The organism is Arthrobacter sp. EPSL27 (genome assembly GCF_001512305.1).
GTDB lineage: Bacteria > Actinomycetota > Actinomycetes > Actinomycetales > Micrococcaceae > Arthrobacter.
In genome coordinates this window covers 481,195-507,564 of sequence record NZ_LNUT01000004.1, presented here as the reverse complement: position 1 = coordinate 507,564, position 26,370 = coordinate 481,195, and the positions used below count along the sequence as shown (strand labels likewise).

At 69.0% G+C, this 26,370-nt stretch carries 20 protein-coding genes; 11 read left to right on the top strand and 9 right to left on the bottom strand.

Annotated features, from left to right (window positions below; translation table 11 throughout):
• The first annotated feature begins 42 nt into the window (after positions 1-42).
• The 7 genes from AR539_RS07040 (at position 43) to AR539_RS07010 (ending at position 8,064) form a co-directional block, all read left to right on the top strand.
• The gene (locus AR539_RS07040; RefSeq protein ID WP_066434107.1) at positions 43-1,146 is read left to right on the top strand and encodes a substrate-binding domain-containing protein; all 1,104 of its coding nucleotides are present in this window, start codon (positions 43-45) and stop codon (positions 1,144-1,146) included.
• Positions 1,147-1,439: 293 nt separating this feature from the next.
• The gene (locus tag AR539_RS07035) at positions 1,440-2,876 is read left to right on the top strand and encodes an ABC transporter permease (protein WP_066434104.1); all 1,437 of its coding nucleotides are present in this window, start codon (positions 1,440-1,442) and stop codon (positions 2,874-2,876) included.
• Positions 2,877-2,878: 2 nt separating this feature from the next.
• Positions 2,879-3,598, top strand: a complete 720-nt coding sequence (locus tag AR539_RS07030) for an ABC transporter ATP-binding protein (RefSeq protein ID WP_066434102.1) — start codon at positions 2,879-2,881, stop codon at positions 3,596-3,598.
• Between the two features lie 92 nt (positions 3,599-3,690).
• Positions 3,691-4,761: a Gfo/Idh/MocA family protein gene (locus tag AR539_RS07025; RefSeq protein ID WP_066434099.1), complete on the top strand. Its 1,071-nt coding sequence runs from the start codon at positions 3,691-3,693 to the stop codon at positions 4,759-4,761.
• Positions 4,762-4,886: 125 nt separating this feature from the next.
• The gene (locus AR539_RS07020; RefSeq protein WP_157360942.1) at positions 4,887-5,555 is read left to right on the top strand and encodes a hypothetical protein; all 669 of its coding nucleotides are present in this window, start codon (positions 4,887-4,889) and stop codon (positions 5,553-5,555) included.
• Positions 5,556-6,166: 611 nt separating this feature from the next.
• Positions 6,167-7,525 carry a serine/threonine-protein kinase gene (locus AR539_RS07015; protein WP_066434088.1) on the top strand — a complete coding sequence of 453 codons (1,359 nt, stop codon included), beginning with the start codon at positions 6,167-6,169 and terminating at the stop codon, positions 7,523-7,525.
• Positions 7,522-8,064, top strand: a complete 543-nt coding sequence (locus tag AR539_RS07010) for a hypothetical protein (RefSeq protein WP_066434082.1) — start codon at positions 7,522-7,524, stop codon at positions 8,062-8,064. The genes AR539_RS07015 and AR539_RS07010 overlap by 4 nt, the downstream gene beginning before the upstream one ends.
• Before the next feature lie 103 nt (positions 8,065-8,167).
• Here AR539_RS07010 and AR539_RS07005 read toward each other — a convergent pair whose 3' ends face one another.
• Positions 8,168-10,381: a catalase gene (locus AR539_RS07005; protein ID WP_066434081.1), complete on the bottom strand. Its 2,214-nt coding sequence runs from the start codon at positions 10,379-10,381 to the stop codon at positions 8,168-8,170.
• 212 nt (positions 10,382-10,593) lie between these two features.
• A complete protein-coding gene (locus AR539_RS07000; RefSeq protein ID WP_066434079.1) occupies positions 10,594-12,813 on the bottom strand; it encodes an NADP-dependent isocitrate dehydrogenase in 2,220 nt (739 codons plus the stop codon).
• A gap of 246 nt (positions 12,814-13,059) precedes the next feature.
• Between AR539_RS07000 and AR539_RS06995 the strand changes: the two genes are divergently transcribed.
• Positions 13,060-14,064: a trypsin-like serine peptidase gene (locus tag AR539_RS06995; protein WP_066434076.1), complete on the top strand. Its 1,005-nt coding sequence runs from the start codon at positions 13,060-13,062 to the stop codon at positions 14,062-14,064.
• A gap of 307 nt (positions 14,065-14,371) precedes the next feature.
• Here AR539_RS06995 and purH read toward each other — a convergent pair whose 3' ends face one another.
• The gene (gene purH, locus AR539_RS06990) at positions 14,372-16,057 is read right to left on the bottom strand and encodes a bifunctional phosphoribosylaminoimidazolecarboxamide formyltransferase/IMP cyclohydrolase (RefSeq protein WP_066434073.1); all 1,686 of its coding nucleotides are present in this window, start codon (positions 16,055-16,057) and stop codon (positions 14,372-14,374) included.
• Positions 16,058-16,209: 152 nt separating this feature from the next.
• Between purH and AR539_RS06985 the strand changes: the two genes are divergently transcribed.
• Positions 16,210-17,562 (top strand): MFS transporter, encoded by a 1,353-nt coding sequence (locus AR539_RS06985; RefSeq protein WP_066434070.1) that lies wholly within the window; start codon positions 16,210-16,212, stop codon positions 17,560-17,562.
• A 118-nt stretch (positions 17,563-17,680) separates the two neighbouring features.
• Here AR539_RS06985 and AR539_RS19800 read toward each other — a convergent pair whose 3' ends face one another.
• Positions 17,681-18,514: a collagen-like protein gene (locus AR539_RS19800; protein WP_066434067.1), complete on the bottom strand. Its 834-nt coding sequence runs from the start codon at positions 18,512-18,514 to the stop codon at positions 17,681-17,683.
• 273 nt (positions 18,515-18,787) lie between these two features.
• Positions 18,788-19,354, bottom strand: coding sequence for a phosphoribosylglycinamide formyltransferase (gene purN / locus AR539_RS06975; RefSeq protein ID WP_066434066.1), 567 nt, complete (start codon positions 19,352-19,354; stop codon positions 18,788-18,790).
• 39 nt (positions 19,355-19,393) lie between these two features.
• Between purN and AR539_RS06970 the strand changes: the two genes are divergently transcribed.
• Complete coding sequence (locus AR539_RS06970) at positions 19,394-19,834, top strand: hypothetical protein (protein WP_066434065.1); 441 nt, start codon at positions 19,394-19,396, stop codon at positions 19,832-19,834.
• Between the two features lie 34 nt (positions 19,835-19,868).
• Here AR539_RS06970 and AR539_RS06965 read toward each other — a convergent pair whose 3' ends face one another.
• The gene (locus tag AR539_RS06965; RefSeq protein WP_066434064.1) at positions 19,869-21,185 is read right to left on the bottom strand and encodes a cell division protein PerM; all 1,317 of its coding nucleotides are present in this window, start codon (positions 21,183-21,185) and stop codon (positions 19,869-19,871) included.
• Between the two features lie 254 nt (positions 21,186-21,439).
• Between AR539_RS06965 and AR539_RS06960 the strand changes: the two genes are divergently transcribed.
• The gene (locus AR539_RS06960) at positions 21,440-21,844 is read left to right on the top strand and encodes a DUF4383 domain-containing protein (RefSeq protein ID WP_231728520.1); all 405 of its coding nucleotides are present in this window, start codon (positions 21,440-21,442) and stop codon (positions 21,842-21,844) included.
• A 615-nt stretch (positions 21,845-22,459) separates the two neighbouring features.
• Here the strand turns inward: AR539_RS06960 and AR539_RS06955 are convergent.
• From AR539_RS06955 to AR539_RS06945, 3 genes are all read right to left on the bottom strand, one after another.
• Positions 22,460-23,773 (bottom strand): MFS transporter, encoded by a 1,314-nt coding sequence (locus AR539_RS06955; protein ID WP_082699230.1) that lies wholly within the window; start codon positions 23,771-23,773, stop codon positions 22,460-22,462.
• A 93-nt stretch (positions 23,774-23,866) separates the two neighbouring features.
• Positions 23,867-25,033, bottom strand: a complete 1,167-nt coding sequence (locus tag AR539_RS06950; protein ID WP_082699229.1) for a phosphotransferase family protein — start codon at positions 25,031-25,033, stop codon at positions 23,867-23,869.
• A complete protein-coding gene (locus tag AR539_RS06945) occupies positions 25,030-26,268 on the bottom strand; it encodes an acyl-CoA dehydrogenase family protein (RefSeq protein WP_066434057.1) in 1,239 nt (412 codons plus the stop codon). Before AR539_RS06945 ends, AR539_RS06950 begins: the two co-directional genes overlap by 4 nt.
• Positions 26,269-26,370: the final 102 nt, after the last annotated feature.

Here is a 26,370-nt window from a genome sequence, read left to right as displayed (position 1 = left end):
CCAAGATTCTCCGCACACCATCTAAAGAAAGTGAACCAAGCAATGCGACTGATTGGTAAAGCAGGAAAGGCAGCAGCAATCGCTGCTATTGCGGCACTGGCGCTGACAGCCTGCGGCCGTGCCGACACCGGGTCCACCGGCGGCTCCACCACCGGCGGGGAAGCGTTCCCGAAGGACTCCATGATCGGCGTCGCGCTCCCCCAGAAGACCAGCGAAAACTGGGTTCTGGCGGAGACGCTCTTCAACGACGGCCTCAAGAACGCCGGCTTCCAGCCGGACGTGCAGTTCGCCAACGGCGGCGTTTCGGAACAGCAGAACCAGATCAGCGCCATGATCACCAAGGGCGCCAAGGTCATCATCGTCGGCGCCATCGACGGTGCGCAGCTGGGCACCCAGCTGCAGCAGGCCAAGGAGGCGGGAGCCACGGTCATCGCGTACGACCGCCTGCTCCTGAACACCGCCAACGTGGACTACTACGTGGCGTACGACAATTTCAAGGTCGGTGAACTCCAGGGCCAGGCGCTGCTGGAAGGCATGAAGGCTAAGAAGCCCGAGGGCCCGTACAACATCGAGCTCTTCGCCGGTTCCCCGGATGACGCCAACGCGAAGGTCTTCTTCGACGGCGCCATGAGCGTCCTGAAGCCGAAGATCGACGACGGCACCCTCAAGGTACTGTCCGGCCAGACCTCCTTCGAACAGGCCGTAACCCAGGGCTGGAAGGCAGAAAACGCCCAGCGCCGCATGGACACCCTGCTCGCCGGCACCTACGGCAGCGCAACGCTCGACGGCGTCCTGTCCCCGAACGACACCCTGGCCCGCGCGATCATCACCTCGGTGAAGGCCGCCGGCAAGCCGATCCCGGTCGTCACCGGCCAGGACTCCGAAGTTGAGTCCGTGAAGTCCATCATGGCCGGAGAGCAGTACTCCACCATCAACAAGGACACCAGCAAGCTCGTGGAGCACGCCATCACCATGGTCAAGGACCTCCAGGCCGGCAAGACGCCTGAGATCAACGACGACAAGTCCTACGACAACACGGTCAAGGTTGTTCCGGCCTACCTGCTGGAGCCGGTGATCGTGACCTCGGAGAACGTCAAGACGGCCTACGTCAACGATCCGGTACTCGGACCGCTGACCCAGGGATAGTTCGGTCGCCCTGACATCAGGTAGAACCGACGTCAGGGAGCACCGACATCAAGGAGCCCCGGCCCGCCTCTGGACCAGTCCAGAAGCGGGCCGGGGCTTTTTGCTGCCCGCTTTTCCGCGTTCGCCATGTTTCTTCACGGGGTTCTCTGCACGGGGCTCCCTTCACAGGGTTCTCACACGGGGCTCCCTTCACAGCGGATCCATAGCTCCCGACGGCGGTCCGCACAGCAGCCCGTACCACTGTGGGATCTGCCGCCGGCCACCCGGGCCGGCTCAAGATCCCTAGGAGTCACGTGAGCGTCCTTGCCCGGAGTATCGGCAACGCCTTTCGAAACAAGGTCCGAACAGCGGCCGTAGTGGCCGTGCTGGCGGTCGCCATCGGCCTCGCCCTGGCCATGCTGGTGGCCAACCAGGCCGTCGCAGGCAAGGTCTCGGAACTGAACGCTTCGGTGGGCACCGTCCTCACCGTCACCCCCGCCGGCGGGCAGGGCTTCGAAGGCGGCGGCGAGCCGCTCACCGCAGACCAGGCGACGACGGCGGCCGGCGTGCCCAACGTCAGCTCGGTGGTCGGCGCCACGGCGCTGCGGCTGCGCAACGCCGAGGCGGCCGCCGCCCAGGCGGGCGCGGGAGGTCCCGCGGGCCAGGGCGGTCCCGGCGGCCAGTCCGCCGCCACCGTGACCACCAGCCTCACAGCCGCCGTCGACGCCGGGACGCTCGGCACCCGCAACCAGGCAGCGACGGGCACAACCGGGAGCCCCGGCGCCGCGACGTCGTTCTCCCTGCCCATTACAGCCACCGGCGTTGGTGCCGAAGTGGACACCACGGGCAAGGCACTGGAGCTGACGGCGGGCTCGGGACTAGGCGATTACAGTGCCGCCTCTTCCGGTGCCCTGCTGGGCACCACACTCGCCGAGAAAAACGGCCTCGGCGTCGGCTCGGCGTTCACGATCAAGGACCAGAGCTTCACCGTGGCCGGGCTCTTCGACGCCGGCACGGCCTTCGGCAACAACGCGCTGTATCTCACGCTCCCCACAGCCCAGACCCTCGCGGAGCTCCCCGGGGAGCTGTCCACTCTGATCGTCACCGTGGACTCCATGGACCACGTCGAGTCCGCCAAGACGGCCCTGCAGGCGGCGCTCGGCACCGATGCCGCCGATGTCAGCCAGGGCCAGCGCAACCTGGAAACCGCCGTCAGCTCGCTCAGCAGCGTCAAGAGCATCTCTTTCATCGCATTCGTGGCTGCCCTGGCCACCGCGGGCCTGATCATCCTGCTGATCATGGTCATGCTGGTCCGCGAGCGCCGCCGGGAAATCGGGGTGCTGAAAGCGATCGGCGCCCGGAACCGTACCATCGGCCTGCAGTTCGTGCTGGAGGCGCTGGTCCTCGTGGCACTGGGCAGTGCCGCGGGGGCCGCCGTCGCCTCCTTCGCCAGCGGAGGCATCGCCTCCGCACTGATCAGCTCCAACACCACCACGGCCACCGGGGCGGCCGGTGCCGCAGGGCAGCGCGGGATTCCCGGCGGGATGGCGCCGGGCGGCTTCCCGGGTGCTCCCGGCGGGAACCCGCTGGGCGGCGCCGGCCAGCTGCTGACGTCCGTCACTGCGAGCGCCTCCCCCGGCGTGATCGGCGCCGGCATCGCCGCCGTGTTCGGCGTCGCCATCATCGGCGCGCTGGTTCCGGCCCTGCTCACCGCACGCATCCGCCCCATCGAAGTCCTCCGAGGAGAGTAGCCATGCTCGAAGTCAAAAACCTGGTCCGCACGTTCAAGTCCGGCGACCGGACCATCAAACCGGTCAACGATGTCAGTTTCAAGCTTGCGCAGGGCACGCTGGCCTCCATTGTGGGCAAGAGCGGCAGCGGCAAAAGCACCCTGCTGTCCCTCCTCGGCGCGCTCGACAAGCCCACCAGCGGTGACGTACTGGTCAACGGTGTGAGCCTGGCCGGCATGCCGGACAGCAGACTGACGGACTACCGCCGGCAGGGCATCGGCTTCGTATTCCAGCAGTTCAACCTGGTCCCCAACCTGTCCGCGGTGGACAACGTGATGCTGCCGATGGAATTCGCCGGGATGCGCAAGGCCGCACGGCTTTCCCGCGCGAGGGAACTGCTGGAGCAGGTGCAACTGGACCCCGGAAAGCATGCCCGCCGCATCAACCGGCTCTCAGGCGGCGAGCAGCAGCGCGTGGCGATCGCCCGGGCCATGGCCAACTCGCCCCAACTGATCCTGGCGGACGAGCCCACCGGCAACCTGGACGAACAGACCGGCGAGCACATCATCGAGCTGCTCAGCTCTCTGAGCCGGGACCACAACACCACCATCCTAGTGGTCACCCATGACCGCCAGCTCGCGAACAAAACGGACCGGCGCTTCCGGCTGCAGCAGGGCCGGCTGACGGAGGAGGCGTCCCCGGCCCGTCCGGCGGCAACCGCGCCGGCGCCTGCGCCGGCGTAACAGGGGCGCTGCGGGCGGATCCCTCCCGATCCTCCCGCAGCTCCGGTGCCAGGAACCACACCCCTCCCTCCCCCGAATGAGAGGATGGCTCCATGACCGCCCTCATCGCCAAGCCCTGGTTGTCCAGCCAGCCGGACACCGACCCCCGTACTGCCACCGGCGCCCGGCTGCGCTGGGGTGTGATCGCCACGGGAGGAATCGCCGCCGCGGTGACCCGGGACCTGGAACTCCTTGCCGACGCCGAGCTGTATGCGGTCAGTTCCCGCACCCAGGCCGCGGCCGATGCGTTCGCGGCTGACTTCGGCTTTGCCCGCGCCTACGGGGACCAGGACGGGCACACCGGATATGAGCGGCTGCTCGCCAACGAGGCGGTCGACGTCGTATACGTCGCCACGCCGCACGCCCACCACCACGAAATCGCCATGGCGGCCCTGACCGCCGGCAAGCACGTCCTCTGCGAGAAGTCGTTCACCGTCAACGCCCGGGAAGCGTCCGAGCTGGTCTCCCTGGCGCGGGCCAACGGGCTGTTCCTGATGGAGGCCATGTGGAGCCGCTTCCTGCCCGGCATGCAGCGGGCCTTCGAGATCGCCGGCTCCGGCGAGCTTGGGGAGGTCAGGTGGGTGGGGGCGGACCTGGGCTTCCCGGCGCCGTACTCGCCCACCTCGCGCCTCTGGGCGCCCCATGACGGCGGCGGCGCGCTGCTGGACCTCACCGTCTACCCGCTGCTCTGGGCGCTGGGCACGCTGGGCTTCCCCCAGACTGTCACCGCCACGGGCTGGCTGAACGACGACGGCGTGGACGCCCAGAACGCGCTGACGCTCGGCTACCACCACGGGGCGCAGGCCCAGCTGACCTCCTCCCTGCTGGCACACGGCCCCCGGACCGCCACCGTGGCCGGCAGCAATGGGTTTCTGCAGTCCATCGGCTCCATCAACAACCCCAAGGAGCTGCTGGTGCGCGTCGGCTTCGACGAGCCGCGCACCGAGACGTTCAACGTCGTCGGGCGCGGGTACAGCTATGAGTTGCGGGAGGTGACCCGCTGCATTCAGCACGGCCTCACCGAGAGCCCCGTCATGCCCCTCGAGGATTCGCTCAACACCATGCGGCTGTTCGACGGCGTGCGCGCCCAGCTGGGGGTCAGCTACCCGAACGACGCCCGCTGACCTGCGGATTTATCGCGAAGTTCCGCGGTTTTGCCTGCCGCTTTTAGGGGGCGCTATGGACTCACGCCCGCGCGCGGACTTACCCTAGATGCACCATTGGGCGTTCGGGGAAATGGGGTGTGCGTGTGGACCCAGCATCAGTCCCGTTACGCGCGCGCCGCACGCTCCGGCGGGTGATACTGGGCGGCACCGCGGGACTTGCGTGGCTGGCGCTCTGCGCTACCGGCGCCGCGGCTGACTCCACCCCGACCCCCACCCCCACCCCCGTCCTCAGTGCTACAGGGGCTTCGCCGCTGACATCGCAGTCGGCAGGGATCTCCGCGGCACCTCCCGCCCTGCCTGCCGCGGAGATCCCTGCCGACTGCGATGTCAGCGGCGAAGCCCTGTCCGGACTGCAAGAGGGCGCCACCGGACGGGACACCGATTTCTTTGGCGCGGCCCTCTACCTGCCGGTGCTGGATGCTGAGATCCTGCCGGCCGGGGACGGCCACCATGCCGGCAGCGCGCCTCCGGCAGGCTCGGCCCCTGGGGGAACCGCGCCCGAAGCTCCTGAGGGCAAGGAACGCCCCGGACCCTGGCCCAACGGGACAGGTCTGCCCGCTCCCAATGCCCTGCCGGCGGCTCCCGGTTCCGGATCCGCCAACACCCTCACGTCCGGTGGTCCCGGCAGCGCAGCCGCCTGGCTGCCCAGCCAGTACCTGGTGATCCCCACCTCCGGCTCAGAACCAATCCGTGGTCCGCTGCAGCACGTGCACTCAGCCGTCGCCGCTGACCCCGGTTCATCTCCTGACTAGTTAGCCGTCTCTGCCCTCCACAGAGCACGGCCACTCGGGCTGCCCTTGAGCGCCCGCCTACAGTCATCCAGGAGATCCCGATGGACGCCACCGTCCACTGCCGGCATTCCGGCACCCCTTTTTCGTCCTACCCACCCGACGCCCCGCCACCGGCGGCCGGCCCGCTGCATCCCGCGCGGGCACGGCACGCAGGGCCGCGTGCGCGCCATAAACCCTCCCCGCATCACCGGGAACGCCCGCCGTAGGAAGCCCGCTCCCCTCAAGTCTTGTGAGGCCGGAGCGAAGCCGTTGGGTCCGCTGGGGGACTCAACGGCCTCACAGGCTCCGGTACAGCATTCCGCCGTTGGGTCCGCTGGGGGACCCAACGACAAAGAGGCACCGGCAAAAGCATTCCGCCGTTGGGTCCGCTGGGGGACCCAACGACAAAGAGGCACCGGCAAAAGCATTCCGCCGTTGGGTCCGCTGGGGGATCCAACGGCACGTGGGATGCAGAACATCTGTCCCGCACAGCGGCCGTTGGTCCCCGGCCGCAGTGCGGGGACCGATACCCGTCCCGGTATCATTCATGAGGGGTGCCGCCTTGGCACCCGGGGGGAAGAAACGGGGACAGCGTGGACAACAGTTCGCCCACAGCCATCACGGACGAGCTCTTAAGCGGCCGCTACCGGCTCGGGGAAGTGATCGGCCGGGGCGGAATGTCGTCCGTCTACACCGCCACGGACCTGAACCTGGGCCGCGACGTGGCCCTCAAACTCTTTGCCCCGCAGTCCGCTGATCCTGACGAACTCCGCCGCCAGCAGGCCGAAATAGAGCTGCTGGCCACTTTGAACCATCCAAGCCTGGTGACCCTTTTCGACGCCGGCACGGACACCCGCATCCCGGAAGAACCCCGCCCGTTCCTCACTATGGAACTGGTGGAGGGCCAGGACCTCCGGACCCGGATCCGGCACAGCCCCCTGCCGCTGGATGAGGTCGCCGTCGTCGGCGCCGGCGTGGCGGACGCGCTGGCCTACGTGCACTCGCTTGGCATCGTCCACCGGGACATCAAACCGGCCAACATCCTCCTGGTTCCGGTCCGCCCCGGGGAACCGCTCCGGCCGAAGCTCACCGACTTCGGGATCGCCCGCCTGGTGGACGGCACCCGGCTGACCGCCACCGGGACCATGGTGGGGACCGCCGCGTATTTGAGCCCGGAACAGTCCCGGGGCGCCGACTTGGGACCGGCGAGTGACATCTATTCCCTGGGCCTGGTGCTGCTCGAATGCATCAAGGGTGAGCTCGAGTACCCCGGCAGTGCCGTGGAATCCGCCGTCGCCCGGCTGCACCGCGCCCCTGCCATCCCCGATTCTGTCCCCGCGGAATGGGCCCAGCTGATCCGGGCCATGACGGCGCTGGATCCCCTCGACCGGCCCTCGGCCCCAGACATCGAAGTGGCGCTGCGGCATGCTCTCGTCTCCCCCGGGTCGCTGCCCGGGCTCCTCGCGGAAGAGCGCACGCGCGTCCTGCCCGCCCCGCCGGCCCGGCCCCCGCGGCTGTCGCCCGCCGAAGCGGTTCCCGGCACAGGGGCCGCTCCGCTGGGCGCAACCATCCCCGCCGCTCCCATGACCGCGCCGCTGGCCCCCGCCACCCAGATAGCGCCGTTGACCGCCGCCGCCCCGTTGAACTCTCCGCCGGCCCCCGCCGGGCACGCCCCCGGCATCCGGGCCGGGCATCTGCTGGACCCGGACGCCGTCAGCGGCCAGCGGGCCAACCCGCGGTCGCTGGCGTCCCGGACCGCCGGCCGCTTCCGGCTGGCCCGCCGCCGGACCCAGATTCTGCTGGCGCTCCTGCTGCTGGCGCTGGTCACGGGGGCGGTCGCGGCCGCCGTCGCCCTCGCGGCCCCTGTTCCACCCGCCGTGGTGCCCTATCCGGCCGTCACCGGGGACCTGGGGCAGCACCTGCAGGAACTGCAGAAGAGCGTGGAGCCATGAACCTGACCTCCCCGCACCCCAACCGCATCCGGCCGCATCTCGCGGGCTGGGTCCTCGGCACGGTACTGCTCACCGCCGCCCTGGCCGGCTGCACCGCGGCGCCCGACCTGGACCGGGACGCGGCCCGGCAGCTGCAGTCCCTGGTCCTGTCCGTCACCGAGGCGGCCGCAGCCGATGACACCGCAACGTCGCTGAAGCACCTCGACGAGCTCAAGCTGCAGCTGGACGAGGCGGCGGCCCGCGGCGAGGTGTCCTTCAAACGGCACCAAAGCATCCAGAAGTCCGTCGACGCCGTCCGGGCCGACCTCAACGCCCGGCAGGCCGAAGCCGAAGCTGCCCGGGTCGCCGCCGAGCAGGAACGGGCGGTCCAGGAAGCTGCAGCGCAGGCCGCTGCGGCCGCTGCCGCCCAGGCCGAAGCCGCCGCAGCGGCCGCAGCGGCCGCAGCGGCCGCAGCGGCGGCACCCCCGCCCGCCGTCGCACCCGCGCCCGCCCCTGACAGCGGGAAGCCAAAGAGCAAAGGCAAAGGCAAAGACGGCTAGAGGTACTGCTAGACACCGCCGGCCGGCGGGAACATGAAAAAGGGAGGAGCCCGCGGGCTCCTCCCTTCTTCATTCCGGCTGACCGGTTGCCGGTGCCGGCCCTTTAGGCGCGGGCGGCCGGGAAGCGTTCCCAGGCGCGGTGCGCCGCCAGCAGGTCCGTGAGCTGGGAGACGACGCCGTCCGGGCCGTGCCCCAGGGCGATGCCGGCGGCGTCAGCCGGGATGCTCGCCGCGTCGAGGCATGTGACGGCCGGACCCCAGCCGCCGATGGCCTTGGCGTGCCGGAACATTTCCGAGAGCAGCAGCACAACCCGCGGGTCCAGCGACGCTCCCGGCTCGCCGGCCTTGGCGTCCCGCCCCTGCGCGGCATCCGGTGCCGGAGCGCCCGACGCCGCGACGATCACGGCGTCGAACTCGGTGGAGCGGGCCGTCAGGTACGTGCGTTGGACCGGCACGCCGCCGTCGGCGCCGCCCAGGAAGCCCCCGGCCGGTGCGATCACCAGCGGCACGATCCCGGCGGCGTCGAGCGCGGCCCGTGCGGCGCGGACCGCATCCAGGTCACTGTCCTCGTCGGCGATGATGCCCACCACCCGGCCGGACACCGGCCAGGACCCCCCGATCTGCGAGACCGCGGGGCTCGGGGCGGCATCCTCGACCTCTGCGGTGGGCTCCGGCGCCGGCATGCCGAGCCCGGCGGCGACGGCGGCGCACAGGGCGGCGTCGATGTTGGCCAGGGCCAGCAGCTGGCGCTGGCGGACCGCCTCTTCGCGGCACTTCCCGAGTTCGAAGGTGTACGCCTGGATCACGTGGTCCTGTTCCACCGGGGCCAGACTGCGGAAGAACAGCCGCGCCTGGCTGTAGTGGTCGTCAAAAGACGCCGGCGACTTGCGCTCCTTGACCGCTGCGGCGAGTTCTTCGGGAACGTCGATGAACGCCCCGACGTCGGCGCCGGCCAGGAACGGGCAGCCGCCGTCGAGCGAGTTCGGGTGGTACGGCGCCGCTCCCCCGTGCACCGCCGTCTGGTGCATGCCGTCGCGCAGCATGTCGTTGACGGGCGCGTGCGGGCGGTTGATGGGCAGCTGGCTGAAGTTGGGGCCGCCGAGCCGGCTGATCTGGGTGTCGATGTAGGAGAAGAGCCGGACCTGGAGCAGCGGGTCATTGGTGACGTCGATGCCCGGGACGAGGTGGCCGGGGTGGAAGGCCACCTGCTCGGTTTCGGCGAAGTAGTTCACCGGGTTGGCGTTCAGGGTCATCAGGCCGATCGGCTGGACGGGGGCCAGTTCCTCGGGGACGAACTTGGTGGGGTCCAGCAGGTCGATGCCCTCGAAGAATTCCTCCTCCGTGTCCGGGAAGACCTGGACGCCGAGTTCCCACTGGGGGTGGGCGCCGGCCTCGATCGCGTCCGCCAGGTCCCGCCGGTGGAAGTCAGGGTCCATGCCGTTGATGAGCTGGGCTTCCTCCCAGACCAGCGAGTGCACCCCCTGCTTCGGCTTCCAGTGGAACTTCACCAGGCTGGTCTTGCCCTCGGCGTTGACGAAGCGGAAGGTGTGGACGCCGAAGCCCTCCATGGTGCGGTAGGAGCGCGGGATGGCCCGGTCGGACATGTTCCACATGGTGTGGGCCTGCGCCTCGGTGTGCAGCGAGACGAAGTCCCAGAAGGTGTCGTGGGCGCTCTGGGCCTGCGGGATTTCGCGGTCTGGGTGCGGCTTCGCGGCGTGGACGATGTCCGGGAACTTGATGCCGTCCTGGATGAAGAAGACCGGGATGTTGTTGCCCACCAGGTCGAAGGTGCCCTCGTCGGTGTAGAACTTGGTGGCGAAGCCGCGGGTGTCCCGGACGGTGTCCGCCGAGCCGCGGGAGCCCAGGACCGTGGAGAAGCGGACGAAGACGGGCGTCTCGACGTCCTTGGCCAGGAACCCGGCGCGGGTGATGTTCGACGCCGACCCGTAGGACCGGAAGACGCCGTGCGCCCCCGCGCCGCGGGCGTGGACTACGCGCTCGGGGATGCGCTCGTGGTCGAAGTGGGTGATCTTTTCGCGCAGGTGGTGGTCCTGCAGCAGCACCGGGCCGCGCCGTCCGGCTTTGAGCGAGTGGTCGGTGTCGGAGAGCCGGAGGCCCTGGGCCGTGGTGAGGTACGCGCCGGACTGTGCCCGCGAGTTCGCCGGGGCGCCGGTGGGGCTGCCGGTAGGTGAGACAGCTTCGGGGCCCTGCTGGTCCGGTTTGGGCGGCAGGGGCTCCCGCGGCGTGGTGGGTTCCTCCAGCTGGGGCGGCTCCACGGAGGGGGCGCCGGGGATCTGGATGTTGTGCTCTGCTGGCATGGGATGACTCCTCAGGTAGGCAAGCCCAGCTTCGACGGTGGGCCGTGCGGCACCGCGGACAAAAACTAAGCTTGCTTAGCACCCTAGGTGACCTCACCCGCGCAGGCAACAGCCGTCCGGCGCGACGGACCCGGAAACGCCGGAGGGCGCACCGGAAAATCCGGTGCGCCCTCTGGCGTTTTGGAGCCGGCTGGACGCCGGCCGGGGACGTGCTAGCCGAGCATCGACAGCACTTCACTGAACTTGGCGGAGGGCCGCATGGCAGCAGTCACCTTGGCCTCGTCCGGGTGGAAGTAGCCGCCGAGGTCCACCGGGGAACCCTGGACGGCCAGGAGCTCGCCCACGATGGTCTCCTCGCCGGAGTCCAGCGCAGCGGAGACCGCGGCGAACGCCTTGGCCAGCTCGGCGTCGTCGGTCTGGCGGGCCAGCTCCTGGGCCCAGAACTTGGCCAGGTAGAAGTGGCTGCCGCGGTTGTCCAGCTCGCCGGCCTTGCGCTTCGGGGACTTGTCCTCGAGCAGGAAGGTGCCGGTGGCGCGGTCAAGGGTGTCGGCGAGGACCTGCGCCCGTGCGTTGCCCGTGGAGGTGGCCAGGTGCTCGAAGCTGACGGCGAGGGCCAGGAATTCGCCCAGGCTGTCCCAGCGCAGGTGGTTTTCCTTGAGCAGCTGCTGGACGTGCTTCGGGGCGGAGCCGCCGGCGCCGGTCTCGAAGAGGCCGCCGCCGTTGATCAGCGGAACCACGGAGAGCATCTTGGCGCTGGTGCCGAGTTCCAGGATCGGGAAGAGGTCCGTGAGGTAGTCGCGCAGCACGTTGCCGGTCACCGAGATGGTGTCCTCGCCCTTGCGGATGCGCTCCAGCGTGAACGCCGTCGCCTCCTCCGGGGACATGATGCTGATGTCCAGGCCCGTGGTGTCGTGGTCCTTGAGGTATTCCTCCACCTTGGCGATCATGCGGGCGTCGTGCGCACGGCCCTTGTCCAGCCAGAACACGGCGGGGGTGGCGGAGGCGCGGGCGCGGGTGACGGCCAGCTTGACCCAGTCGCGGATCGGCACGTCCTTGGTCTGGCAGGCGCGCCAGATGTCGCCCGGGGCGACCTGGTGCTCGATCAGGACCGTGCCGGCGTCGTCCACCAGCTGGACGGTGCCGGCGGAGGCGATCTCGAAGGTCTTGTCGTGGCTGCCGTATTCCTCGGCAGCCTGGGCCATCAGGCCGACGTTCGGGACGGTGCCCATGGTGGTGGGGTCGAAGGCGCCGTGGGCGCGGCAGTCGTCGATGACCACCTGGTAGATGCCGGCGTAGCTGCTGTCCGGGAGGACGGCGAGCGTGTCGGCTTCCTGGCCGTCGCGGCCCCACATGTGGCCGGAGCTGCGGATCATGGCGGGCATGGAGGCATCCACGATCACGTCGGAGGGGACGTGCAGGTTGGTGATGCCCTTGTCGGAGTCGACCATGGCCAGCTCGGGGCCGTCGTTCAGGCCCTTCTGGATGGCTGCCTCGACGTCGGCGCGGATCTCTTCGGGGAGGTCCTCGAGGCCGTTGAGGATGGAGGCCAGGCCGTTGTTGGGGCTGAGGCCCGCGGCGGCGATCTGGGCGCCGTAGGTGTTGAACAGGTCGGCAAAGTACGCCTTGACGACGTGGCCGAAGATGATCGGGTCGGAGACCTTCATCATGGTGGCCTTCAGGTGGGCGGAGAAGAGCACACCCTCTTCCTTGGCGCGGGCCACCTGGGCGGCGAGGAACTCATCCAGCGCGGCGGCGCGCATCACGGTGCCGTCAAGGACCTCGCCGGCAAGGACCGGGAAGGCACGCTTCAGGACCTTGACCGTGCCGTCTTCCTTGACGAGCTGGATCTTGACGTTAGTGTCCGCACCGATGACGACGGACTTCTCGTTGGAGCGGAAGTCGTCGGCGTCCATGTGGGCCACGTTGGTCTTGGACTCGGGGGTCCACGCGCCCATGCTGTGCGGGTTCTGCCGGGCGTAGTTCTTGACGGAGAGCGGCGCACGCCGGTCCGAGTTGCCTTCGCGCAGCACCGGGTTCACGGCGGAACCCTTGATCTTGTCGTAGCGGGAGCGGATGTCCGTTTCCTCGTCGGAGGAAGGGTTGTCCGGGTAGTCCGGGAGGGCGTAGCCCTGGCCCTGGAGTTCCGCGATGGCGGCCTTCAGCTGGGGCACGGAGGCGCTGATGTTAGGCAGCTTGATGATGTTCGCCTCGGGCGTCTTGGCGAGGGCGCCAAGTTCAGCCAGGGCGTCGTTGACCCGCTGCTCTTCGGTGAGGTAGTCGCCGAATGCGGCGATGATGCGGCCGGCCAGCGAAATGTCGCGGGTCTCCACTTCCACACCGGCCGTCGAAGCGAAGGCTTCGACAATCGGCAAGAACGAATAGGTGGCCAACATCGGCGCTTCGTCGGTGTGGGTATAGATAATCTTTGCCATTGCTCGGGCGTCTCCCTGAAGGTCTGGGTATTTCCGGAATCTTGTGTTATCTCAACACCCCTAACTTACCCGAGGGAGCAGCGTTGCCGCCTACCGGCGTCGTGCGCTCCCGGCTCCGTGACGGCAGCAACGTGCTGTGACAAGAATTGACAAAATGCTTTACACGCCCGTCAATGTCCCGTAGTTTCGTTCCATCACCGCGGCCGCCAGAGGCGGCCGCCCCGCATTCCACCGGTTAGGACACCCATGAGAACACCCAAGACTCTGGCCACCAGCCTTCTCAGCCTCTCGGCCGCGGCGCTGCTGGCACTGAGCGCCGCGGGCGCAGCGAACGCCGCCCCGGGATCCGGCAAGGCACCGGCCGAAACGTCGGGGGTCACCAGCCACACCGTCGTCGAGACCGGCGGAGCGGAATACTGGACCGCCGAGCGGATGCGCAACGCCATCCCTGGCGACGTCCTGGCCGAAAGGGCCCTGCAGCGCAGCGCGAACTCGAAGGCCGGCCTGAACCGCCCGGCGGAGGCCGGAGCGCCCGCCACCGTCGAGGTGCAGGCCCCGCAGCAGCAGGCCAAGGCCGTGGACACGAAGGCGAACGCCAGCGAGACCCCGGTCAAGCACATCGGCAAGGTGTTCTTCACCCTGGGCGGCACCAACTACGTCTGCTCGGGCAACTCTGTGTCCTCCACAAACAAGAGCACGGTGTCGACGGCGGGCCACTGCCTCAACGAGGGCCCGGGTGCCTTCGCCACCAAGTTCACGTTCGTCCCGGCCTACCTCAACGGCTCGGCACCGTACGGCATGTGGACGGCCAAGGCCCTGTACGCACCCACCCAGTGGAGCTCCGGCGGCGACATGACCTACGACACCGGCTTCGCGGTGATGAACACCCTCAACGGCCAGCGGCTCGCCGACGTGGTGGGCGCCTCCGGCGTGCAGTTCAACGCCGCCCGCGGCCTCACCTACAAGGCCTTCGGCTACCCCGCCGCACGGCCCTTCGACGGCGAATCCCTCAAGAGCTGCAGCGGCACCGCCACGAACGACCCGTACAACCCGCAGTTCAACAGCCAGGGCATCCCGTGCAACATGACCGGCGGTTCCTCGGGCGGCCCGTGGTTCATCGGCACCAGCTCCACCGGCTACCAGAACTCGGTCAACAGCTACGGCTACGGCAGCAAGTCCACCACGATGTACGGCCCGTACTGGGGCTCCGTCATCCAGCAGGCCTACAGCAGCGCATCCTCTGCCGCCTAGGACTTGCACCCAGCCACACAAGCGCGGGGTCACTCGAGGCCCATCTCCAGCAGCGGGGATGGGCCCAGGTGGCCCCGCTTTTGCGTGCGGGAGGGGCACCGGGTGCAACTACTCCCCCGGTTCCACAGGACATGCCCTCCGCACCCGCCCAAGACTGGACATATGCCCTATATGCCCGGTCGTGGCCACAAAAAATGGACATGTCCTCCCGGGAAGGGAGGACATGTCCCTTCTTTGTACGTCCCCGGGCGCATGCCCCACCGCGTGCCCGCAGAGCCCGACGGCGGCCGCCGCGCCTGCGTTGGCGCTAGTGGAAGAAGTGCCGGGCGCCGGTGAAGTACATGGTGATGCCTGCGGCGTTGGCTGCCGCGATGACCTCGTCGTCGCGGACCGAGCCGCCGGGCTGGACCACGGCGCGGACGCCGGCGTCGATCAGGATCTGCAGGCCGTCGGCGAACGGGAAGAACGCGTCCGAGGCCGCCACGGCGCCGCGCGCACGCTCCGGCGCGCCCGCCGCGTCAGCGTTGGCTGCACCGCCGGCGCCCTCCACCGCGGAATCCACGGCCACACCCAGTGAGTTGGCCCGCTCAACAGCAAGCTTGCAGGAATCGAGCCGGTTGACCTGGCCCATGCCAATGCCCACGGCAGCGCCGTTGGCAGCCAGCAGGATGGCGTTGGACTTGGCGGCGCGGCAGGCGGTCCACGCGAAGGCGAGGTCGGCCAGGGTGTCGGCGTCGGCGGCCTCACCGGCGGCGAGGGTCCAATTGGCGGGGTTGTCGCCGTCGGCGTCCACGCGGTCCGACATCTGCACCAGCACACCGCCGGAGACCTGCCGGATTTCGGAGGGGTAGCGGCCGTAGCCCTCGGGCAGGGCGAGCAGACGGATGTTCTTCTTCTTGGACAGGATCTCCACGGCCTCGTCCTCGAAGCCCGGGGCAATCACCACCTCGGTGAAGATGCCGGCGACGGTCCGGGCCATGCCGGCGGTGACCGTGCGGTTCGCCGCGATCACGCCGCCGAACGCGGAGACCGGGTCGCAGGCGTGGGCCTTGGCGTGCGCGTCCGCGATCGGGTCCGCCGCGGAGGCGGATCCCACGGCCACACCGCACGGGTTGGCGTGCTTGATGATGGCCACGGCGGGCTCGGCGAAGTCGAACGCGGCGCGCAGGGCGGCGTCGGCGTCGACAAAGTTGTTGTAGCTCATGGCCTTGCCGTGCAACTGGTCGGCCTGCGCGATGCCGGCCGGGGCGGCCTTGTCCACGTAGAGGGCGGCCTGCTGGTGCGGGTTCTCGCCGTAGCGCAGCACCTCGGAGCGCTCCAGCGCCAGGCCGGCGTACGCGGGCCAGTCGATGACGCCGTCGCCGTCCTCGTCGAGGAACTGGCTGGCGGTCCAGCTGGCCACGGCGGTGTCGTAGGTGGCGGTGTGCGCGAACGCCTTGGCGGCCAGCCGCCGTCGGGCCTTCAGGTCAAACCCGCCGGAAGCGGCGGCCGCCACCACGTCGTGGTACGAGGACGGGTCCACCACAATCGCGACGGCGGCGTGGTTCTTCGCGGCGGAACGCACCATGGCGGGGCCGCCGATGTCGATCTGCTCGACGACGTCGTCCTGCGCGGCGCCGGACTTCACCGTCTCCACGAACGGGTAGAGGTTGACGACGACGAGGTCGAACGGTTCGATGTCCATCGACGCGAGCGTGTCCATGTGGGCCGGGACGCGGCGGTCGGCGAGGATGCCGCCGTGGACGCGCGGGTGCAGGGTCTTGACGCGGCCGTCCAGCATCTCCGGGGAGCCGGTGACTTCCTCGACTTCCTGGACCGGGATGCCCGCGGCGGCGATCTTCTTGGCGGTGGAGCCGGTGGATACGATCTTCACGCCGGCGTCGTGCAGGCCCCGCGCGAGCTCCTCCAGACCGGTCTTGTCGTAGACCGAAATCAGGGCCCGGCGGATGGGGACACGGTCGATGGATACACGGTCAAGCTGCGTGAAGCTCACAAAAGTCTCCGTCTTATATCGCGGCGGGGCCGCGGGTGGTGGGGATGCGGCCAGTTTATCGCGTCGGCGCGCCGCACCTTCCCGCGCGCCGGAGTATGAAGCACGCACCGCCGGCGGGCCCGGCCACGTAGAGTTTTCCCCAGGAGGCTGAGATGAATACGTACACCACTGTGCCCAGCGGCGAACAGGTGGTCCAGGACCTGCCCTGGCGCTGGAAGGTGCAGGGCCGGATCTTCCTGATCGGCGGCCTGGGCTTTATGTTCGACGCCTGGGACGTCACCCTCAACGGAATCCTGATCCCGCTGCTGTCCAAGCACTGGTCCCTCAGCCCGGGCGAGGCCGCCTGGATCGGCACCTCGAACCTGATCGGCATGGCCCTGGGCGCCTTCATCTGGGGCACCATCGCGGACACCATCGGGCGCAAAAAGGCGTTCACCGCCACCCTGCTGATCTTCTCCGTCTTCACCGTGCTGGGCGCCTTCTCCCCCGACTTCATCTGGTTCTGCGTCTTCCGGTTTATGGCAGGGTTCGGCCTGGGCGGCTGCATCCCGGTGGACTACGCGCTGGTGGGCGAGTTCACGCCCCGCAAGCAGCGCGGCAAGGTCCTCACCGCAATGGACGGCTGGTGGCCGGTCGGCGCCGCGCTGTGCGGGTTCGTCTCCGCCGGGCTGGTGGCCCTGTATGGCGACTGGCGGCTGACGATGCTGGTGATGGTGCTGCCGGCGCTGCTGGTGTTCTGGGTCCGCCGCAGCGTCCCCGAATCCCCGCTCTTCCTCATCCGCAAGGGCCGGCGGGAGGAGGCCGCGAAGGTGATCGACGACCTCGTCTCGGCCACCGGCGCCGAGCCCCGCGCCTACAGCCTGCCGGAGGCGAAGGACGCCCCGCGGCTGTCCGCCGGCAGCGCCTGGACCCAGCTGCGCCGGCTCTGGCAGTACGACTGGAAAATCACGACGGCGGCCTGGTCCCTGTTCTTCAGCATCCTGCTGGTCTACTACCTGTCGCTGACGTGGATGCCGCGGATCCTGATCGGCGCCGGCTTCGAGGAGTACAAGGCGTTCCTCACCACCGCCTCCATGGCCGCCGTCGGACTCCTGGGCGTGGTGGTGGCGGCGCTGCTGGTGGAGCGCGTGGGCCGGAAGTGGATCCTGGCGATCACCGGCCCGCTGTCCGCGCTGACGCTGGTGATCGTCGCGTTTGTGGTGGACATCCCGACGGCGGCCGTGTTCTGGCTGCTGGTTTTCGGCTTTGTGGTGCAGGTGGCCATCCCGGTGCTCTACGCGTACGTCTCGGAGCTGTATCCGACGGAGCTGCGCGGCTCGGGCTTCGGCTGGGCGTCCACCTTCTCCCGGCTCGGCGCCGGCTTCGGCCCGCTGATCTTCGCGGCGTTCCTGTGGCCGCAGCTGGGGCTGGCAACCTCGTTCGCGATCGCCGGTGTGCTGGTGCTGCTGAGCGTGCTGTGGATGGCATTCTTCGCCCCGGAGACCAAGCAGCGCCACCTCGAGTAACGCCGCCGGGGGCTTTCGAGGGCCGGTTTCCGCCGCCCGGCACCCAGGACGCTCTCTCACTTTTGGCTGCTTTGAGGGCCTCAAAGCAGCCAAAAGTGAGAGAGCATCCGGGCGTTCGCTACTGGATGCAGGTGACGTAGACCGTCATGGCCGTCGCGGTTTTCTGGGTGACGGTCCAGCCGGTGGGTGTGCCGTTGGCGTCCGTGATCGGCTGGCTCGCCGTGGCTGCGTTGTTGCCCGTGGTCGAGCCGAGCGAGTAGCCTCCCGACACGGCCGTCTTGCCTGCGGGGCACGACGCCGAGACGGTCAGTGCCGTCGTTCCGCTGGCGGAGGCCACCGTCACACTGGTGGACGCAGCCGCACCGGTGGCACCGGTGGCCCCCATGGCTCCGGCCGGTCCAACCGGGCCGGTGGCTCCGATTTCTCCCTTCTCCCCCTGGGCGCCGGCCGCACCGGTCTCCCCAGTGTCGCCCTTCTCCCCCTGGGCGCCGGCCGCACCGGTCTCCCCGGTATCGCCCTTCTCCCCCTGGGCGCCGGCCGCACCGGTCTCCCCAGTGTCGCCCTTCTCCCCCTGGGCGCCGGCCGCACCGGTCTCCCCGGTATCCCCCTTCTCCCCCTGGGCGCCGGCCGCACCGGTCTCCCCGGTGGCCCCGGTGTCGCCCTTCTCCCCGTTCTCTCCCTGGATGCCCTGCGGGCCGGCGAGGCCCTGCAGCCCCTGGATACCTTGCATGTTCCACGAGATCGCCGTTTCCTTCTTGGAATCGCACGATCCGCCGGCGGCGAGGACCCTCAGTTGACCGCCGTTGTTGATGTTGTAGCAGCCGTTGATTTCTCCGGTGCCGGATGTGGCCGAGACGGCGTAGGCGGCGGAAATTGCTCCGGTACCGAGAACCAGGGCGGCAGTCAGGCCGAGGATCTTGGGACTGGTTTTGGCAAAGCTGAAGTGAGACACGATGGACCCCCGGGGCGCATGAGACGAATGAGACTGCGCCAGACTACGGCCCCCAAAGCCCGCGGAACCGGCGTTGGAATACTCGACTTTGGCCCTTGAGTACCCGACTTTTCGGTGGAGTACTCGGTTTCGCCGGACGGACTACTTGGTACCACCAAATGGCCCGGACGATCCGGCCCCAACGGGGGCAGAGCAGCCCGAATCACCTGGCGTTTGTCATCGTCAGCGGCCTCCGCAAGGCAGCATTCGGGAGTCGACTGGGTGTGGTTGCGGCTACTCCGCAGCGGCGAGGGAGGCCAGGGTGGAGACCAGGAGCCGGCGCTCCACCACCTTGATCCGTTCGTGCAGGGATTCCTCGGTCTCGCCGTCGGCCACCGCCACGGCTTCCTGCGCGATGATGGGGCCCGTGTCCACTCCGGCGTCGGCCCAGTGCACCGTGCATCCGGTGACTTTCACCCCGTAGGCGAGGGCATCGCGGACCCCGTGCGCGCCGGGGAACGCCGGCAGCAGGGCCGGGTGCGTGTTGAGGTATTTGCCGCCGAACGCGTCGATGAAGTCCGCGCTCACAATCCGCATGAACCCAGAGGACACCACGACGTCCGGGGAGTAGGCGGCCACGGCTTCGGTCAGGGCAGCGTTCCAGGCGGCCCGGTCCGGGTAGGCCTTGAAGTCCACCACGAAGGTGGGGATGCCGGCGGCGGCGGAGCGTTCCACCCCGTAGGTGCCGGGCCGGTCCGCGCCGACGGCGGCGATCTCGACGTCGAGCGTTCCCTCGTTGACGGCGTCGATGACGGCCTGGAGGTTGGAGCCGGTGCCGGAGACGAGGACTACGATGCGCATGGTCCTAGCTTATGGGGACGCTCGCGTAGGCTGGAAAACATGAATCCCCCGAACGACCCCGCCGGCAGCCCGGGCAGCCGGCAGCAGGGCCCGCACCCCCTCAGCGATGCGGCCAAGGCCTCCGAGGCCAAGACCCATCTCCTGTTCCGCAGCTTTATCGTGGCCGTGCTGGGATCGTTCTTCGTCTACCAGCTGGACATCAATTACCTCTGGCTGAGCGCGCTCCTGACGGCGGCCGGGACGGTGCTGGGCATCATGGTGCTGGTGCGGTACGCCCGGTACAAGGAATCGAAGTTCGTGCTCTTCGGGACCATTTCCGGGCTGGTGGTGCTGGCCGTGCAGGTGCTCCTGCTGGTGTCCTCGGCCCTGTTCTTCAACCAGGTGCGGGAGTACCAGCAGTGCAGCCGGCAGGCCCTGACCCAGCAGGCGGCGTCCAAGTGCCAGACCCAGCTGGAGAACTCACTGCCACGCTTCCGCTGACTCTGACTTCCGCTGGATCGCGGGCCGGACGGCGTCAGACGGACGAGGCCTCGAGGTCGGCTTCGCGCAGTTTCTGCTGGCGTTCCAGCCACGGTCCGGCGGCGTAACCGATCACGACGCCGACCGCCACCTCCGCGGCGACAAACAGTGCCGTTGTGAGCGGGTCCGGGCCGATGTCGGTGAGCCGGCCGATGCCGCCGGAACCCTGGGCCAGCCAGGCGAGTCCTGCCGCGAGCAGTCCGGCCACAGCGCCCACCATCACGCCGAGCACCACGGTGGAAACCGTGGCGGTGAACCAGCGGGCGCGGATCTTGATCGAGAGCCATTCGTCGAAGTGGTTTTCGCCCTCGCGGAGGAACCACCAGCCGGCCAGCGTCCCCGCGATGACGGGCACCACCAGCGCGGCCGCTCCGAAGTCCAGCGACCCGGCGGGCAGCGCGGCGAACACCGGGATTGATGGCAGCGGCCCGACGGCGGTGCCCAGCGCCCCGGCGTGCGAGCCGACGCCGAGGGCGAAGCCCGCCCCGGACGTCCAGGCGAGGGCGAACACCGCCAGGTTGGGGAGGAAGCCGAGCTGCGCAATGGTGAGCACGGCACCGCCCAGGGCGCCGGCGTCGAGCGCTTCATACACCGCGATCACGAGGTTCCAGTGGATGAACATGGTGGCGGCGAGCAGGGCGCAGCTGATGGCCAGGCTGGCCATGAGCGCCACGAAGCCTGCATTTATGGCGGACCCCAGGTAGGACCCGGCCCAGCGCGAATGCTGGCTGGTGCGGGCGAGCCAGTCCACGGCGTCGACGCCGATCAGGCGGCTCCAGGAACCGGCCTCGCGGCGGGCGCCGATCACCATGCCCAGGCCGAACGGAACCAGCGGGATGAGGGCGGCGGACCAGAGGCCCACACCGACGTCGTCCGTGCGGCAGACGAAGCCGGTGGCCAGACCGAAGCCGGCGTACATCAGCCACGAGCCGAGCAGCGCCTGCCAGAGCTGGTCCGTGTAGGACGCCCGGGCCAGCCGCCGGCCGGCGCGCCAGGCGAGGAGGAACGGGATGAGGGTCAGACCCAGCGGGGTGAGCGACAGGACGCCGGATTCGGGCTGCGCGACGGCGCCGGTGCCGGCGGTGTCGAGGAGCAGCGGAACGCCGTGGATCAGCATCCACGCCTGGCCGGCGAGCCGGGCCAGGACGTCGGGGGCGCCGTTCTGGAAACCGGCCGTAGCCCACACCGCGACAATCGGGGCGGCCACCACCAGGGCGGAGATGACGGCAGCCTGCGCGGATTCGAGGGCTCCCTGCAGCCACAAGGGCATCGGAAGTCCACGGTCTCCGGTCTGATCAGCGCGCAGTTTCATCGTGTTCCATCGTGCCACGCGCCGGGCTGGCCGCCCGTTGCGACAGGCTCAACCGGCCGATTTTGTGGGGCTTTCCACGGCCGGTTTCAGGGAGTCCACCCTCAGTTCGGCTGCCCGTTTGCCAGCGCTTTTTCCCCTACCCGGCCGTAAAATTGTTAGTGTCCGCAATCATTGGTTGGAGGCAGAAAATGACTACCGCATCTCCACATGCTCACGGCGTTCATTTCGGACGGACGGATGTCCAGAACGTCGGCATGGGTGTAGGTATTGTCCTTATCGTGGTGGGCATCCTGGGATTCATCCCCGGCGTCACCTCGCAGTACGACTCATTGGCGTTCGTTGGACCGAATTCCACGGCCCTGTTCCTGGGTGTGTTCCAGGTTTCGATGCTGCTGAACATCATTCAGGCCCTTATCGGCGTCATTGGAGTGGTCATGTCCCGGAGCAACCCCATGGGTGCCCGGAACTTCCTGATGGGCTTTGGCCTGTTGTACATCGTCCTTAGCGCCTACTCGCTCATTGTCGGAGTGGGATCGGTGGCCAATTTCCTGTCGCTGAATGTCATGGGCGCATGGGGCTTTATGGTCCTTGGCCTAGCAATGGTCGGCGCCGGCTGGCTGATGTCAAGGCATCTGGCTGACGACGCAACAGCCCGGTAAGCGAACAACCGGGAAAAAGGGAGCCGCGAATGAGTAACGTTTCATAGCAATCTGAAAATTCGTACTACCTGCTGGTGCAGACGCCTCGCGCGACTGCACCAGCTTCTTTTGTGTTTGGGGGGTGGCCGCGCGCCGGGGTGGCACGCACGTCGTTGCGGACCACCCGTTTGCCACGAATGGCCGCTACGCCATCCGGCGGGCCCTCCATTTGCCACGAATGGCCGCTATGAGACCCGGTTTAGCGGCCATTCGTGGTGATTCGGCGATGGCCTGGCCCCGCTCCCCCGACCCGGGCGCCGCACGCCCCGGCCCGCAGCACCCGTTTGCCACGAATGGCCGCTACGCCGTCCAGGCCCCACCCATCTGCCACGAATGGCCGCTAAGAGCCCTCGCATAGCGGCCATTCGTGGTGACTCGGCGAGTCAATGCGATCCACCCTGGCGGCACGCCACGTCCCGCAGCACCCGATTGCCAAGAATGGCCGCTACGCCATCCGGTGGGCCCTCCATTTGCCACGAATGGCCGCTATGAGACCCGGTTTAGCGGCCATTCGTGGTGATTCGGCGACGGCCTCCCCCGACCCGGGCGCCCCGGCCCCAGGACGCGCGCCGCCGATCAGGCGTCCTTGAGGTCGATGCCTTTGGTTTCGGGGAGCTTGAACACCGCGAGCGCCGTGGCCGCGCACAGCACGATGATGTAGGCGCTGGACAGCCAGCCCAGGTTCCAACTGTTGAAGAGGGCGTTCAGGTACGGAGCCGTTCCGCCGAAGATCGCGACGGACAGCGAGTAGGCAAAACCGATGCCCTGGGTCCGGATCTTGGTCGGGAAGTTCTCCGACAGCACCGACGCGAGCAGAGCCCCCGGGATGGCCACGATGCACAGGGCCAGGGTGGCCGCGACAGCAAGCGTCCACCCCTCACGGGTAATCATTCCCATCAGGGGGAACTGGGTGGCCACCATGGCCACGGAGAACCCGATCAGGAGAGGCCTGCGTCCGATGCGGTCCGAGAGCCGCCCCCAGAACGGCAGGGTGATGAGGGCAATCGACTGGGCGATCACCGAGGCCCAGTAGGCGGTCTGCGGATCCATTCCCCGCTGCGTGATGGCGAACGTCGAGGCGTACGACGTCCAGGTGTAGTGCGCCGCCGTGATTCCGGACGTCATGGCGATCATGAGCAAAACCGCGCGGATGACGGTCTTGCGCGGAATCGGAGCGGTCTCGGCATCCGATGCCTTGGCTTCAAAGACGTCGCTCTCCTCCATGCCCCGCCGCAGGTACAGTGCGGCCAGCGCCAGCACCGCCCCGAGGAGGAACGGGATGCGCCATCCCCACTCGGCCACCCCCGCCGTGCCCAGGGCGCTGGTGACGCCGCCGCCCACCACGTACGCCAGCACCGAACCGCCGAAGATGGCAACAAAGACGATGCTCCCCCACTGCCCGCGCTTGGCCGGCGGTGCAATCTCGGCGATGTAGGTGTTGGCGGTTGCGGACTCGCCGCCGTGGGCGAACCCCTGGGCTACACGGGCCAGGAGCAGCAGCACGGACGCCCAGATGCCCACCTGGCCGTAGGTGGGCATCAGCCCGATCAGCAGCGAGCCGCCGGCCATGATCAGCATGGTGCTGATCAGCACAAACTTGCGGCCGCGCCGGTCTGCAATACGGCCGAACACGATGCCGCCCAGCGGACGCATCAGGAAGCCCACCGCGAAGACAGCCAGGGTGGACAGGAGCGCGGAGACCGGATCCTTGGCGTCAAACATCGCCGCAGCGATGAACGGCGCGAAGACGGCGTATGCGCTCCACTCGTACCACTCCAGGACGTTGCCGACCGTGCTGGCGAACATGGAGCGCCGTTTGGATTGCCGGTCGAGTTGAAGCTGCGGCTGCCCCGACGCCGGGGCCTCCTCAAGCCGGATGGTGCTGTCCATGGTGGTTCCTTCCCTACTGCGCTGTATGAGGAATTCAAGGTGTGAGACAAAAGGTGCGGCGGCTACTGGCGTGGGGCAGGGCCCGGCCGCGCGCTACTTCAGGCGGGACGCGAGCCGCTCGGCGACGTCGAGCAGTTGCGGCACGCCGTGTTCCATGGCCGCGCCGAACCCGGTATCCCCCGGGCGTTCGCCGCGCAGCCACCGGGCGTGGATGGCCTCGCTGAAGATCGCGGCCTTCCACAGGGCAAGCGCCTGGTACCACGGCAGGGCGCCGAGGTCGAGGGACATCCGCTCCTGGTACCGCTCGATCAGGTCCCGCCGTCGGAGGTAGCCGGGCAGGCGGGTCACCGGGGTCAGCTCCATGGGGGTGAACGGCTCGTCGGCATCGGCGTAGGTGGCGGTCAGGTAGCCGAGGTCGGCCAGCGGGTCCCCCAGGGTGGCCATTTCCCAGTCCAGGACAGCGGTGACGCGCGGCGGCCCGTCAGGGGCGAACATCAGGTTCCCCGCGCGGTAGTCGCCGTGGATCACCGAGTCCCGCTGGCTGTCCGGGCGGTTCTCCTCCAGCCAGGCGGCCAGGCGCCCGACGGCGGGCAGGTCCCGGGTGGTGTTGACGTCCCACAAGGACGCGAACCGGGCCACCTGGCGTTCCAGGTAACCCTGCGGCCGGCCGAGGCGGGCGATCTCGCCGCCGGAGACGTCCAGCGAGTGCAGGTCCGCAAGGGTATCCACCAGGGCCGTGCTGGTCGCCCGGCGCGCTGCCTCGGAGTCGAGGTGCGGCGGCACCGTGTCGGTGAGGACCGTGCCGTGGAGATGCTCCATGACGTAGAACGGGACCCCCAGCACGGATTCGTCCTCGCACACGGCCAGGATCCGGGGCACCGGCACGCCCAGCGGCGCGAGGGCCAGCTGGATGCGGGCTTCCCGCGCCATGTCATGGGTGGACTTGGGCAGCGGCGGCCGGGGTCCGCGGCGGAGCACGACGTCGGCCCCTTCCCGCTGCAGCCGGAACGTCACGTTGGACTGGCCGTCGCCGATCCGCTCCCACCTGAGCGCGCCGGTTCCCAGGCCGGCGTCGTCCAGGAAGCTCCGGACGTTGTCCAGGACCAGCAGCGGTGGTCGGGTGAACGCGGCGGCCTGGTCCTGGTTGTCCACCACCTCGGGCTCGCCCGTGCCCTGGGACTGAACCGTGCCATCCGACTGAACCGTGCCGCCTGACTGAACCGTGCCGCCGGCTTGCGACGTGACGGGCGCCGGCGTCATGATGCAGCTCCCTCGTGGACCGATGCCGCGCCCAGGAACGGCTCCCCCGCAGCCACCGCACGGCGCCGCTGCGACGAGGCACGCCGGGAGATGGCCCACTTGTGGGTCTCGTTGGCGCCGTCGTAAATCCGGAACGGCCGGACTTCGGCGGCGTACTGCGCCAGCGGCAGCCCGTCGGAGACGCCGTCGCCCCCGCAGAGCTGGATGGCACGGTCGATCACCCGGAAGACGGCCTCGGAGCAGTGCACCTTGGCGATCGAGGACATCGCGGAACCGGCTTTGGGGTCGGACACCAGGAGGGCCGCGGTCTTGGCGATGATCGCGTCCGACGTTTCGATGTCGATCACGGACTGCGCGATCATCTCCTGGGCGATGCCGAGCTGGGCGATGGGCGAGCCGAAAATCTCGCGGCTTCCCGTCCGGTCCAGGGCGATGTCCAGCGAGCGCCGGGCCAGGCCCAGCCAGCGCATGCAGTGGGTGAGCCGGGCCGGCCCCAGCCGGACCTGGGCGTATTTGAAGCCCAGGCCCGCTTGGCCGAGCACGGCCTCCGGCCCCACCACAACGTTGTCGAAGTGCAGGTTCGGGTGGCCGCCGGCGATGGTCCGGTCGATGGTGTGGATCGGATCGCCGAGCCGGACCCCGGGCGCGTCCATGTCCACCAGGAACATCGTGGCGCTGTCCGCCTCCGGCCCGACGTCGGGCGTCCGTGCCATGACGATGGCGAATCCGGCGTGCTCGGCCCCGCTGGTGAAGCGCTTGTGCCCGGAGATGGTCCAGGAGTCACCGTCGCGGAGGGCGGTGGTCAGCAGGCCCGCGGGGTCCGATCCCGCGCCCGGGTGCGGCTCGGTCATGCCGAAGCAGGAGAAGGTCTCGCCGGCTGCGAGCGGCGCGAGGTAGCGCCTCTTCTGCTCGGCGGTTCCGATGATGTTGAGCATGTGCATGTTCCCCTCGTCCGGGGCCATGCAGTTGAGGACGGCCGGCCCGATCGGGGAGTATCCGGCCTCCTGGAAGATCGGGGACCACTGGTCCACCGCGAGGCCCTGGCCGCCGAACTCGGCGGGGACGTGCGGGGCGAACACGCCGGCGGCTTTGGCGGCCTCACCCAGTTCGCGACGGAGACCGTCATCCAGGCGTTCGCCGGGCCGCGGTTCGGCGGGCATCACCACCGTGCGGATGAAGTCGCGGGTGCGCAGCCGCAGGTCTTCGACGGCGGGAGGGAGGGTGCTGTGGGTCATAGGAGGTCCTTTCGGGCCGGAAGGGAAGCAGGGCGGAGGCAGGGCGGAGGCGTGCCGGCGCGCCGCGCCGTGGCGGCGGCCAGGAGGGCGTTGGTTCGGGAG